This is a genomic window from Ignavibacterium sp. (assembly GCF_025998815.1).
Taxonomy (GTDB): domain Bacteria; phylum Bacteroidota; class Ignavibacteria; order Ignavibacteriales; family Ignavibacteriaceae; genus Ignavibacterium.
The window spans coordinates 1936417-1949930 of record NZ_AP026678.1 but is presented as its reverse complement, the minus strand read 5'-3'; the positions used below and the strand labels follow the sequence as shown (position 1 = coordinate 1949930).

Below are 13514 nucleotides of genomic sequence, written 5' to 3'. Positions count from 1 at the left end.
AAAGGAGATTTTTATTTTTCACAATTATTTAATTCTTCATCAAATTATCTTTTATTTCTTTTGAATATATTGCAAACGAATTATGAATAAAACAAAAGTATTAAATGGATAAGAAAAATCTTGTTATAAATTTGAATCCTGAGTATCAACAGGAACTGATTGATTTGCCATGGAATCAACCACTTGAAAAGTGGGATTCCAGTGAAATAAAATTTCTTGATGTCAGAAAAGGAGTTTCGAAACATCTGATTCGATTTATAAGAACAAAAAATTTTTCTTTTGCAATTAAGCAGACAAATCCAATAAGTGCTTATTTTGAAAATGAATCACTGATTAAGCTTTTACAGAATGGAATACATGCATTGCGTCCTGTTGGATATGTTTTTTATAAAAAGAATTTATTTATGAAAAATTCCGATCCTGATAATGTGCTGGCTTTTCTGATTACATTACTTGAAGAAAAATCAATTCCGCATTCAATCCTGTTCGGTTGGGGCTTTACTGAGCATAACCGAAAACTAATTTATGAAGCTTCAGCAGAGCTTATCGCAAATTTGCATTTCAACAATATCTATTGGGGCGATGCTTCTTTAGCAAATATTCTGGTAAAGTTTATAAAGCTTAAAGATGAAAATGGCAGAACATTTACAGAACTGAAAGCATTTCTTGCTGATGCTGAAACAGTTAACTTTTTGAAAAATATTTCTGAGAATCAGAAGCAGGATGATTTAAATAAATTTATTCAATCCATAGAAGAAGTAAATGATGCTTTAACAGGAAAAAAGAACTTAACCATTATTGAAGAGGATAAAAAATTTTTTCATAAAAGTTATTCTGAGCATTTATCTCTTCTTATTAAAACAGAAAATTTTGAAAAACTAACCGGATTAAAAGTTAAAAAGCATTTCTATAAAATTTCTGATCAGTATTCACTCGATTCAATAATTAAACAAATTGAAGAACACAAATGGTACCTGAGTGAGAAAGCTTCAAGAGAAATTGATATGAAAGACGCTGCTCAAGACTGGATTAAAAATATTTATGAGCCAACAATTAACGAATTCAATCAGCTTAAACTGTTTGATTTATTTCCCAAAACAAATTCTCTAAAACTTTATGTTGATATAATGGCGCACAAATACTATGTAAGTCTTGAACAGAATAAAGATGTGGGAATATCATTCGCTATAAAAAGTTATTGCGAGAGATACTCAAATCAGGAACAGTCTTCAATAACCAGATTGGTTGATAATCTTATTAAACGATTAGCAAAGATTTTTCCACAAAGATATAATCTTTAAAATTAATTTGTTGATGTGTCTGATACCACTTACTTAAGTGCTTTTCGTTTCTATTCTAAACAGTCTTTCGGTAATTTTGAAAAGCAAAAAAAATAAATTTGAACAAACAGAAACAGGAGAATTAAAATGACTACCATAGTTGATATTTGGGCAAGAGAAATACTCGATTCAAGAGGAAACCCTACAATTGAAGTTGAAGTCGCACTTGAAAGTGGAGTTGTGGGAAGAGCAGCAGTTCCAAGTGGAGCTTCAACCGGTGAACACGAAGCAGTTGAACTTCGTGATGGAGATAAAAATCGTTACAATGGAAAAGGTGTTCTTAAGGCAGTTGAAAATGTAAACGAAAAAATTGCAGAAGAATTAATTGATTTTGATGCCACTGATCAGGTTGCAATTGATAATCTTTTAATTACTCTTGACGGAACTGAAAACAAGTCCAATCTTGGCGCAAATGCAATGCTTGGTGTTTCGCTCGCTTGCGCAAAAGCATCAGCAGAATTTTTTGGACTTCCGCTTTACAAATACATTGGTGGAGTGAATGCAAAAACTCTTCCTGTTCCTATGATGAATATTCTTAATGGTGGAAAGCACGCTGATAATAATGTTGATTTTCAGGAATTTATGATTATGCCTGTTGGTGCTCCAAATTTTGCTGAAGCATTAAGAATGGGTGCTGAAACATTTCACGCTTTGAAGTCAGTACTTAAAAGCAAAGGATACAATACAGCCGTTGGTGACGAAGGTGGATTTGCACCTAATCTAAAATCAAATGAAGAGGCTATTGAAGTTATTCTCGAGGCAATAAACAAAACAGGTTATAAAGTTGGTGATGAAATTGCTATCGCACTGGATCCTGCTGCCAGCGAATTCTTTATCAAAGAAAAAAATGCCTATCATCTTTTCAAATCTGCCCCCGATAAAATTATTCCTATTGAAAAAATGGTTGATTACTGGGCTGATTGGGCAAGTAAATATCCAATTGTTTCAATTGAAGATGGACTTGCAGAAGATGATTGGGATGGTTGGAAGTTGTTAACCGAAAAACTTGGAAACAAAATTCAGCTTGTGGGAGATGACTTGTTCGTTACTAACACAGAAAGACTTGCCAAAGGAATTGAACTTGGTGTTGCAAATTCAATCTTGATTAAAGTAAATCAGATTGGAACTTTGACTGAAACTCTGGATGCAATTGAACTTGCAAAAATTAATGGCTATACCTCTGTGATAAGTCATCGCAGCGGTGAGACCGAAGATACAACTATTGCAGACATCGCTGTTGCTACTAATGCAGGACAGATAAAAACAGGTTCGGCTTCAAGAACAGATCGTATCGCAAAATACAATCAGCTATTAAGAATAGAAGAAGAACTTGACACAACTGCTGTATTTCCGGGATTATCAGCTTTGAATTACAACGGTTAAAATTCTTAAGCCCGACTGAATATGGTCGGGCATTTTTGTCTTTAAATAAAAATTTCAGGTGCATCTATGAATAAAAAACAAATCCAATACTGCAAAGAGATAATTAAAAAGAATAAAATTGAGTTTATTGATCTTAAAGCAAACGATTTAACAGGAAGACTTCATCACATTACTCTTCCTTATTATGACAATATTCTTGAAAAGTTAGTAACCGAAGGAGTTGGTTTTGATGGTTCGAGTTATGGTTTTAAAAAAGTAGAAAACAGTGATATGATTCTTGTCCCTGATCTTGAAACTGCCCGTATTGATCCTTTTCGTGATGCCCCAACACTTAGTTTTTATTCTCACATCGTTCTTACTGATCAGAAGAGAACTCCATTTAGTCAGGATGGAAGATATCTTGCTAAAAAAGCCGAGGGTTTACTTAAAGAAATCACCGGAGCTGATAAGTCTTGGTGGGGTCCAGAATTTGAATTCTATATTTTTTCCAAAGTTGAATATGATACAAGAACAGCATCTTCATATTACCGTGTTGAACACGCCGAAGAATTTTACAAAAAAGCTTATCACGCAGCAAATCCATTTGATGAATATGATGATTTCAGAGATGAAGCTTGCAAACTTCTTAAAGCACAGGGAATAAATGTAAAATACCATCATCACGAAGTCGGTGAAAGAGGTCAGCAGGAAATTGAAACTTACTTCGCTGATTTATTAACAACTGCTGATAACATAATTACAACAAAATACATTCTTTTCAACTTTGCAAAGCAAAAAGGTCTTTACATAACTTTTATGCCCAAACCAATGTATCAGCAGGCAGGTAACGGAATGCATCTTCATTTCTACATAACTAAGAACGGAAAAAATCTTTTTTACAAAAAAGGTGAATATGGAAATTTCAGTGAGTTGGGAAGATATTTTATCGGTGGCATGTTGAAACACGCACCAGCATTATCAGCATTTACAAATCCAAGCACTAATTCTTATAAACGACTTGTTCCCGGATTTGAAGCTCCTGTTGCCTTGACTTATGGAATGGGAAATCGTGCAGGTGCAATCAGAATTCCAAAGTATGTTTCAAATCCACAGGAAACCAGATTTGAATATCGTCCACCTGATGCAACCGCAAATCCTTATCTTTGTCTTGTTGCAATGTTGCTTGCAGGAATTGATGGAGTAGTAAACAAAATTGATCCGGTTAAGGAAGGGTTTGGTCCGTATGATAAAAATTTTCTTGAAGGAGATGATGTTCATAAAATTCATTTTCTTCCTCGCAATCTTGCAGAAGCACTTGATGCTCTCGAAATAGATAATGATTTTTTGAGGCGTGGTAATATTTTTACTGATGAATTACTGCAGCAATGGATAAAAACCAAAAATGAGGAAATTCATTCAATTGGTACGATGCCTCATCCATTTGAATATAAAATGTATTTTAATTTATAATTCCAAACTTTGCGCTCTCAGCGTTACTACGTTGAATTAAACTAAACCAAATTTCAACTTACGACGCAAAGCCGCAATTAAAAATTCATTAAAATAAATGGAGTAAACATGAAGGAAGAAAAAGAATTAAATCATTGTTTAAACTGTAATGTTACTGAAAATGAAATACCTTTAGTGAACCTGAATTATGCTGGTAAGAAAGCATTTATATGTTCGAGATGTTTACCAATTCTTATTCACTCACCGCAAAAATTAACTGGTAAACTTGATGGGGCTGATAAAATTCCCTCTGCAAATCATTAATTCATTTTACTCAGTGGGTTGAGTAAATTTACTCAATCCATTGAGTATCTTTAGAATAAATCAACTATATCCATTTTTAGAAATTCCTGCCACTTTAAACCATCATCAGAAATTAGAAGCGATTTTTTGGTACTAAACTTCTCAGAAAAGTTTATTAGTCCCTTGTGCGATTTCGCTTTCCCTAATTTGACTTCTATTGGAATAATAGTCTTATTTTTCTGGATCAAGAAATCTATTTCGTCGTTCACCTCACGCCAGTAGAATACATTAAAGTTATTTACTCTTGCCGAATTAATTAAATAAGCTCCGATAGCTTGCTCAACTTTTCTACCCCAACGCACCAGATTATTTTTAACCGATTCGAAAGATAACTCATCATAAACCGAAGAAAGGGAAGTGTTATAAACAATCCATTTAGGTGGTGAAGATTTAGATTTGATTTTAGAGCCCGAAAACTTTTGTAATCCACTCAATAACCAAACTTCATCCAATAATTTTTGATATTGCGCTAAAGTTGTAGTATTGCCGGCGTCGGTTAATTGACCTAGAATTTTTGTGTAAGATAGAATCTCTCCACTGAATGCGCAGCCAAGCTCGAAAAGATTTTTGAGTAAAGCCGGTTTTTGTATGTTGGTAAGTTGAAGTATGTCCTTAGAAATAGTTGGCTCAATAATAGAATTCCTAATGTAATCTTTCCATCTGGTCTCATCAGATATCAAATGTTCAGCGCCAGGATAAGCACCGAAATAAACATATTGTTCAGGAGTAAATCCAAAGGCATCGTGCATTTCAGAAAGTGACCAATGCGGGAGTTGAATAATTTCAAATCTACCCATCAAAGATTCGCTTAAACCTTTGTTCACAAGAAGAGTTGAAGAACCAAGTAAAATAACTCTTAAATTAATATTTTGCCTTCGATCCTTATCCCATTCTTTCTTAATGTATTCACTCCAGTTATTTATTTTTTGAACTTCATCAATAATAAATAAAAATATTTTTGACCCGGAATTTTTAAATTTTGCTCGTGATATTTCCCATTGTTGAGATATCCAAAAAGAATTAGATGAAGGCACAGCATCTGCTGAAACAAAATGAAAAGGAATATTCACCTTTTTTGTTAGTTGATTGGCGAGCGTTGTTTTTCCAACTTGTCTCGGACCTGTAATAACCTGAATTAGATTTTTTCTCTCAAATATTCTTTTTTCTAAGATTTCAAGTTGTTTTCTCTGGTACATAATTTACTCAATTGACTGAGTAAATTTACTCAATCCATTGAGTAAATTTCAAACGGAATTTTTTCTGATTTCAAGGTAGCTTCATAAACTTTATAAGTTCTTTCATCAAAGCAAGCAAAGATTACTTTTTCAATTGTATCATCATTTTCTAAAAATTTTATAACTCTTTTTACTGCAATATTAGTTGCACGCTCCAGAGGGAAACCATAAACTCCTGTTGAGATTGCAGGAAATGCGATTGTCTTTATTTTATTTTTTACAGCAAGTTTTAGTGAATTTAAATAACAGTTTTCAAGCAAGCTGTCTTCATTGCTTTTGCCTCCCTGCCAAACAGGTCCGACAGTGTGAATAATATATTTTGCAGGTAGTTTGAAACCGGGAGAAATTTTTGATTCACCCGTTTCACAACCACCGAGCTTTCGATTGAATTCGAGTAATTCAGGACCAGCAGCCCGATGAATCGCTCCGTCAACTCCACCACCACCAAGCAGTGAACGGTTTGCTGCATTTACGATTGCATCAACTTTTAATTTTGTGATATCACCTTTATATAATGAAATTATTGCTTTCATATCTCTTCGCGTGTTATAAAAAAATGTTATGAAGATTTCTTAAGTTAGCTCACAAAATTTTTACGGTTAAAATTATCTAAATAAAAGGAGAAGTTAAATTGAAATCTCTTCGCATTATTTCAGCTTATTTTTTGATGATATTTATATTAATCAGCTGCAGTGCAACGCAACAAACTACTCTTCAAGAGAGTAAACTTTATAAGTGGTTATTATCGCAGCCGGATTTAACAGTTAAAAAACTTGAATCGAATGAAATGTTTAGTGAGATTTATGAAATTTTTATTGAACAGCCAATAGACCATTTCAATCCGAATAGTCCGAAATTTAAACAGCAGTTTTTCTTATCACACAAAGATGAAGACCTGCCAATGGTAGCTGAGCTTGATGGTTACTCAGTTGGAAACAGACCCAATGAATTAAGCAGACTATTAAATTGCAATCAGATAATTGTTGAGCACAGATATTTCGGTGAATCAGTGTCGGAACCGTTTGATTGGAAATATCTTGATATTAAACAAGCGGCGGCAGATCATCACAGAATAATTCAGAAACTGAAAGAGTTTTATAAAAGTAAATGGATAACAACCGGAATAAGTAAAGGTGGTTCAACTGTTATTTTTCACAAAAGATTTTATCCTAATGATGTTGATGCAACTGTTGCTTATGTTGCTCCAATCAATCGCTCACCTGAAGACCAAAGAGTTTATGAATGGTTAAAAAATGTTTCTACCGAAGAATGCAGAAAAAAAGTCCACGACTTTCAGGAAATGATTCTTAAAAAGCGAGATGTTTTTTATCCGATGTTTTTACAAAATGCTGAAAAAGAAAATTTGAGCTATAATATTGTTGGAAGTGAAAAAGCTTTTGAATACTCCGTGTTGGAATATTCTTTTGCATATTGGCAATGGAGTGATGGTGATTGCAGTAAAATCCCTGATTCAACTTTTTCAAAAGAAGAGATATTCGAGCACTTCAAAAAAAACAGTGGTGTAGATTATTTCTCGGATAAAGATATAACTTCAATCTATCCGTTTTTCTATCAATGTTATACTGAGTATGGTTATTATGGTTATGATGTTGAACCATTTAAACAATATCTGAAATACGCCGATGGACATACTCCGTTTTTCATTCCCGATAATCTTCAATTAAAATTTAATCCCGAGCCGATGAAAGACATTTCTCATTGGGTAGAGAATGAAGCGAACAATTTTATTTTCATTTATGGTGGAAATGATCCGTGGACTTCAACAGGAGTTTGTCTTACAGGTAAAACAAATTCATTAAAAATGGTTCTTCCAAATGGTTCGCATAGAACAAGAATAAAAAGTTTTCCGGAAAACGAAAGGGAAATGATTTATAATAAACTTGAAGAATGGCTTGATATTAAAATTGAAAGATGAATATTCAATTAGTTTAAAGAACAAATCAGGAGCGAACAGATTACAGTAATTTGCTCGCTCCTTTTTTATTAAAGATTAAAGAAATTTCAGGTCAGTTACTTCTGTTGAAAATATTTTCCACGAATCACCATCCAGCTTTAGTGTATGAATCCCAAAAGTCCGGTTGTTCTTAAATTCCGGTCCTTTAATCTTTGTAGTTAATTGCACAAACTCGACTTTGGCTTCTTTATCCTTTTGTTCAATTACTTTTATCTCTTCTATCTTATAGCTTAAATCATAAGTCTCAAAGATTTTTTTAACCAGGTTTTCCGTCATTTTGTACGATTGACTTTCAGGATGAATAGTTGACATTACACCATCAAAATTTTCTTCATTCATAAATTCAGCATTGGCTTTGACGGCAGCTTCAGGTGTTTTGTAACTTTTCTCATCTGAACAAGCAAGAAACAAAAATGTTACGGCTAGTAGAACCACTGTTAAATGTTTCAAGAAATCTCCTTTCAATTTTATATACCCATTTCTTTTTTTACTTCAGAGAATTTTTCAACCGCAAAATCCAAATCTTCTTTTGAATGTGCTGCAGAAATCTGAACACGAATTCTTGCAGTTCCTTTTGGAACAACCGGATAGAAGAAACCAATCACATAAACACCTTTATCAAGAAGTTTGGCTGCCATTTGCTGAGCCAGAACTGCATCACCAAGCATTATCGGAACAATTGGATGAACGCCTTCTTTAATATTAAATCCTGCAGCTTTAATCTTATCACGGAAATATTTTGTATTCTCTTCAAGCTTATCCCGTAAATGAGTTGTTGAAGAAAGCATATCAAGCACCTTAATTGAAGCGGCTACAATTGAAGGTGCAACAGTGTTTGAAAATAAATAAGGTCTTGAACGTTGTCTGAGTAAATCAACAATTTCTTTTCTTGCAGAAGTATAACCACCACTTGCGCCGCCCAGAGCTTTTCCCAGAGTTCCGGTAATTATATCAACTTTTCCCATTACATCATTGTATTCGTGAGTACCTTTACCATGCTTACCCATAAATCCAACTGCGTGACTATCATCAACCATTACCATTGCACCATACTTTTCAGCAAGATTGCAAATATCTTTTAATGGTGCTATGAAACCATCCATCGAAAAAACACCATCTGTAGCGATAAGAATATTTTTAGCGTTATTTGCTCTGGCTTCATTCAATTTTGCTTCAAGATCATTCATATCGCAGTTTTTGTAACGATAGCGTTGCGCTTTGCATAATCTTATTCCATCAATAATGCTTGCGTGATTTAATTCATCACTTACAACTGCATCTTCTTCACCAAGGAGAGTTTCAAACAATCCACCATTTGCATCAAAGCATGATGTGTAAAGAATAGTGTCTTCCTGTCCAAGAAATTCAGAAATTTTTCTTTCAAGCTCTTTGTGAATTTCCTGAGTGCCGCAAATAAATCTGACTGATGAAAGTCCAAATCCCCATTTGTCCAGACTATCTTTCGCTGCTTTAATTAATTCCGGATTATCTGCCAATCCAAGGTAATTATTAGCACACATATTCAATACACTTTGTGTGTGCATCACTTCGATATGAGCTCGTTGAGGAGAAGTTATGATTCTTTCTTTTTTATAAAGACCTTCTTTCTCTATGCTTTCGAGAATATTTCTATAATATGATTTTGTTTCTGAAGTCATTTAGTCCTCGCTATCTGATTTGGTTTTGAATTTAATTATGCTTTCGGACCAATCATTTTTTCCGGACGAACTATTTCATCAAATTTTTCCGGAGTAAGTAAACCTAATTCTACTGCTGCCTGTTTTAATGTTTTATTTTCTGCGTGGGCTTTCTTTGCAACTTTAGCTGCATTGTCATAACCAATCACAGGATTTAAAGCTGTTACAAGCATCAGAGAATTTTCGACATGCTTTTTGATATTATCCACATTAGCTTCAATTCCAACAACACAGTGATCAGTAAAGCTTTCGCAAGCATCGGATAATAATCTGATTGAATTAAGTACATTGAAAATTATTACCGGTTTAAAAACATTTAACTCAAAGTTTCCACTCGCACCACCAATATTAACAGCAACATCATTTCCGAAAACCTGTGCACAAACCATTGTCATTGCTTCACTTTGAGTTGGATTAACTTTGCCTGGCATGATTGAGCTTCCGGGTTCATTTTCCGGAAGATGAAGTTCTCCCAAACCACAGCGTGGACCAGAGCCGAGCCATCGGATATCATTTGCAATTTTCATAAGCGAAGCAGCTAATGTTTTTAACACTCCGTGAAATTCAACTAAAGCATCGTGGGTTGCAAGTGCTTCGAATTTATTTCTGGCTGTTACAAAGGGTAGTCCGGTAATCTCAGCAATTTTCTTCGCTGAAAGTTCTGCAAATTTCGGATGAGTATTTAAACCTGTGCCAACTGCAGTTCCACCCAAAGCCAGTTCATATAATCTCGGAAGTGCAGCATCAATTCTTTCCAATCCATTTGTTAGCATCTGAACATAACCACCGAATTCCTGACCAAGTGTAAGTGGAACAGCATCCATCAAATGAGTTCTTCCAATCTTTATTATATCTTTGAATTCTTCTGATTTTTTCTGAAGAGCATCGCGGAGTTTTGTAACCATTGGAATTAAGCGATGATGAATTTGCTCAACTGCTGCGATGTGCATTGCGGTTGGAAAAGTATCATTTGATGATTGTGCTTTGTTTACATCATCATTTGGATGAATTGGCTTTTTACTTCCAAGTTCACCACCAGCCATTTCGATTGCACGATTTGCAATTACTTCATTAGCATTCATATTTGTTTGGGTTCCGCTACCTGTTTGCCAAACTACAAGAGGGAAGTGTTCATCAAGTTTTCCTTCAATTACTTCTTCAGCAGCTTTAATAATCAAGTCAGCTTTTTCTGCGGGAAGTGTTCCCAACTCTTTATTAGTCATTGCAGCCGCTTTTTTAAGAATGCCAAGTGCACGAATCAATTCTCTTGGAAATCTGTCGCCACCAATTTTGAAGTTCATTAAAGATCTGGCGGTTTGTGCACCGTAATATTTATCGGATGGAACTTGGATTTCACCCATTGTGTCTTTTTCAATGCGGTAGTTCATTGCGGTTCTCCCTGAATGGTTAAAAAATTACTGTAATCTGTTATTCAAAATTACAATAATTTAGAGTGAAGATGTAATTTCAAAATTTAATTGATATTCAATAATCAAAAATCATAAGTTATCCCCACTTTAGTAGCAGTATCCAGTTTTTTTCGACCATCGGGTGGAAAGTTGTCGAACCTTGCACTAAATCTCATTATAAGTTTGAATGAATCATCAATTTTTGTCTCGAGTGAATTTTCTGTAATAAGCTTAGTATCGGAAAAATCTTTTAACAATGGTTGATAGTAAGAAGTTGATAAAAATTTTGCATTATCTGATATAGAGTAACTCAGACTAAGATATGAGCTAAATCTGAAATCTTTAACTGTTGCAGGATGATTTGAGTTGGCCGGCAGATTATATTCTTCAAATTCCATCATGCCTGAAAACCCAAACCTTAATTTTATTTCATCGCTGGTTAAAATTTTTATTCTTGTCCCGATACCTAATAGTTCCCGGTTAAGCAGTAACCGGCTTTTATCAAAATTATACTGAGTAAATGCTTCAAGTTGCATTATTTTGGATATACCAGTCACAAATCTAAGATGAAATAATGCAAGGTTTGAAAACCTCTGATTATCTTTCCAACCAACATCAGAACTGAAAACAAAAAAAGAATAGGAATTGCCAAAGTTATAATTTACTCTGCCATTAAAAGAAAATAGTTGGAGGTCTGTATTGCCTGTTAATGCAGTAAAGTCAAGCCCTAAATTGCCTGCAAAACCAACGGAATCATAATCTTTTCTGAATGACTCTGTGTTTACCTGAGCAATGGTAATTGTGGAAATTATTAAGAACAGTATTAAATTTTTTTTCATAAAATCATCTCTAAATTAATTAATGAATCAATACTTAAATTTTTATAACAGGTTCAATTCTGAGTGAATCTCATTACCGGATAAAGATTTAAATGTTTGTCCCAATAAGGAGATTTTTTATAAAAGAAATTCAATCTTTCAAAAGGATTTTTTCTGAATGACTCATCTTCAGCAAGTTTATTTTCAAATTCTTTTTTAAGCTCGGGATTTTCTTTCAACATTTCTTCTGCAATTTTTTCCATTACATAATTTTCAAAGTATTCTTTCTGCTCGAAAATCTGGTTCATAAATCCCCATTGCACAAATGAATCTTCACATTTTGGTTCAAGCAAGTGCGCAATAATTCTGATTGTTCTTTGATTAGTCGGAATTATAAAACTACCAGCAGGAATTAGCAATTCTTCCTCAAACTTTTCAATATCAAAAGAGACTCGCTGTCTTCCTTCATAAGAATTATTAGCAAACTTCACATTATTGAATTTATATCTTTCAACCACAACAGTAGTATCATAATCTGATTTAAAGTATTTAATTCCGTGAAAAGCCATTCTGTCAACTAAAGCAGACCACTCAGCGGGAATAATATAATAATCAGGTAACTGAATTGAGTCGGTTGGAAATACATCATGATAATATTTTACTTTAAATTCTTTTGGAACATTAGTGTAAACAATTTTTTCTGTTCCGGATATTTCAGATTGTTCTTTTTTATATTCATAACCTTTGAACAGTACTTCATCATACTTTTCTGACAGATTAAATTTTACAGGAAGAAAATTTTTAGCGTAGTAGAAATTCATAACAGAATTTTTATCAGCGCTCTGATTCAACGAAATCAATTCAGAAGAATTGTTCTTCAAAAACTCAAAAGTGGTTTTCAAGCACAGCTTTTGTTGCAAAAACTCGTTCTTTGTAAGGTTTAATCATATGAGTTTCTACCAGAAGCGAAGGACGATTTCTCAATGCGAAATATCCTGTTGAAAATCTTGGTGAAGATGCCCAATCAGTTATTCCTGAGTCAAGTCCTTGTGACCAGTTCTTCATTGACACATAAGGGAAAATGAGAAAACCTTTTTCTGTTACTTTGTTTTCAAGGTATGGAACAAACTTTTCTGAAAGCCAGCTTCCGATTTGCGAATCAATATTTGAGAATCTTTCAACCTGATAAGTTACACTGTATTGATAATCAGCTCCATCAGTTGTGTGAGTGTCGATTATGAAATCCGGATTCCAGGTTGAAATGAGAATGAGCATTGATTGCATTTCTGGTGAATCTGCTTTTATCCAATCACGGTTAAGATTATAGTTTTGTGCAGTAGTCCTCCAACCCATTTCTTCCGGACCGTTTTGATTTATTCGGTTGTATTTACTTTTCCTTTCGTGACCATCAACACTAAAGATTGGAACTACAAGCAGATTGATGCTATCAAGAAGATATTCTTTCTCTTTTGTTATAAGAATTTCCCGTAACAAAATCATACTTGCATCTTTACCTTCAATTTCACCGGAGTGAATTCCATTTATAATCAGTATAGTTGCTTTCTCTAAAGGTTTTTTACCTTCTGCAATTCTTTGTTCGATTGAAGATTTATCTTCCTTTGTAACAAGCAGACAATTCAAATCTCTGCCCTGTGATGAACGTCCAAATCCAAACAAATCAGCATAATCAGAAGCTTCATCAAGTCTTTTAAAGTAATTCATTGTTTCATTGTAGTCAGATGTTGATATAAATCCGGAACGTTCAAATAATGTTGTCCAATTATTTTGTGCAAATGATGCCGTATAAACGAGCAAAACAAATAGAATAACTTTAATCTGCATTGGTCTTCCTTTTACTTTTTGAGG

The 13514-nt window shown here is 33.9% G+C and carries 13 protein-coding genes; 5 read left to right on the top strand and 8 right to left on the bottom strand.

Going from position 1 to position 13514, the window contains the following annotated elements; genetic code table 11:
• The first annotated feature begins 104 nt into the window (after window positions 1-104).
• The 4 genes from Q0X14_RS08365 (at window position 105) to Q0X14_RS08350 (ending at window position 4475) form a co-directional block, all read left to right on the top strand.
• Window positions 105-1301 carry a DUF4032 domain-containing protein gene (locus Q0X14_RS08365; RefSeq protein WP_297836962.1) on the top strand — a complete coding sequence of 399 codons (1197 nt, stop codon included), beginning with the start codon at window positions 105-107 and terminating at the stop codon, window positions 1299-1301.
• Window positions 1302-1427: 126 nt separating this feature from the next.
• Window positions 1428-2723 (top strand): phosphopyruvate hydratase, encoded by a 1296-nt coding sequence (gene eno / locus Q0X14_RS08360; RefSeq protein WP_297836960.1) that lies wholly within the window; start codon window positions 1428-1430, stop codon window positions 2721-2723.
• A gap of 66 nt (window positions 2724-2789) precedes the next feature.
• Window positions 2790-4172 carry a type I glutamate--ammonia ligase gene (gene glnA / locus Q0X14_RS08355; RefSeq protein WP_297836958.1) on the top strand — a complete coding sequence of 461 codons (1383 nt, stop codon included), beginning with the start codon at window positions 2790-2792 and terminating at the stop codon, window positions 4170-4172.
• A gap of 108 nt (window positions 4173-4280) precedes the next feature.
• Complete coding sequence (locus tag Q0X14_RS08350; protein ID WP_297836955.1) at window positions 4281-4475, top strand: hypothetical protein; 195 nt, start codon at window positions 4281-4283, stop codon at window positions 4473-4475.
• 50 nt (window positions 4476-4525) lie between these two features.
• Here Q0X14_RS08350 and Q0X14_RS08345 read toward each other — a convergent pair whose 3' ends face one another.
• Window positions 4526-5710, bottom strand: coding sequence for an AAA family ATPase (locus Q0X14_RS08345; protein ID WP_297836953.1), 1185 nt, complete (start codon window positions 5708-5710; stop codon window positions 4526-4528).
• Between the two features lie 29 nt (window positions 5711-5739).
• Window positions 5740-6282 (bottom strand): O-acetyl-ADP-ribose deacetylase, encoded by a 543-nt coding sequence (locus tag Q0X14_RS08340; RefSeq protein WP_297836950.1) that lies wholly within the window; start codon window positions 6280-6282, stop codon window positions 5740-5742.
• Window positions 6283-6380: 98 nt separating this feature from the next.
• Between Q0X14_RS08340 and Q0X14_RS08335 the strand changes: the two genes are divergently transcribed.
• Window positions 6381-7685, top strand: coding sequence for a S28 family serine protease (locus Q0X14_RS08335; RefSeq protein WP_297836947.1), 1305 nt, complete (start codon window positions 6381-6383; stop codon window positions 7683-7685).
• Between the two features lie 75 nt (window positions 7686-7760).
• On the opposite strand, the gene Q0X14_RS08330 is transcribed toward Q0X14_RS08335, so the two are convergent.
• The 6 genes from Q0X14_RS08330 to Q0X14_RS08305 form a co-directional block, all read right to left on the bottom strand.
• Window positions 7761-8174 carry a hypothetical protein gene (locus Q0X14_RS08330; RefSeq protein WP_297836945.1) on the bottom strand — a complete coding sequence of 138 codons (414 nt, stop codon included), beginning with the start codon at window positions 8172-8174 and terminating at the stop codon, window positions 7761-7763.
• Between the two features lie 17 nt (window positions 8175-8191).
• Window positions 8192-9382 (bottom strand): glycine C-acetyltransferase, encoded by a 1191-nt coding sequence (gene kbl, locus Q0X14_RS08325; RefSeq protein ID WP_297836943.1) that lies wholly within the window; start codon window positions 9380-9382, stop codon window positions 8192-8194.
• Between the two features lie 35 nt (window positions 9383-9417).
• Entirely contained in the window at window positions 9418-10809 is a 1392-nt protein-coding gene (fumC, locus tag Q0X14_RS08320) for a class II fumarate hydratase (protein ID WP_297836940.1), read from the bottom strand.
• Between the two features lie 104 nt (window positions 10810-10913).
• Window positions 10914-11669 (bottom strand): DUF481 domain-containing protein, encoded by a 756-nt coding sequence (locus Q0X14_RS08315; RefSeq protein ID WP_297836937.1) that lies wholly within the window; start codon window positions 11667-11669, stop codon window positions 10914-10916.
• A gap of 53 nt (window positions 11670-11722) precedes the next feature.
• Window positions 11723-12529, bottom strand: a complete 807-nt coding sequence (locus Q0X14_RS08310; protein ID WP_297836934.1) for a hypothetical protein — start codon at window positions 12527-12529, stop codon at window positions 11723-11725.
• 4 nt (window positions 12530-12533) lie between these two features.
• Window positions 12534-13490 carry a M14 family metallopeptidase gene (locus Q0X14_RS08305; protein ID WP_297836932.1) on the bottom strand — a complete coding sequence of 319 codons (957 nt, stop codon included), beginning with the start codon at window positions 13488-13490 and terminating at the stop codon, window positions 12534-12536.
• Between the last annotated feature and the right edge of the window lie 24 nt (window positions 13491-13514).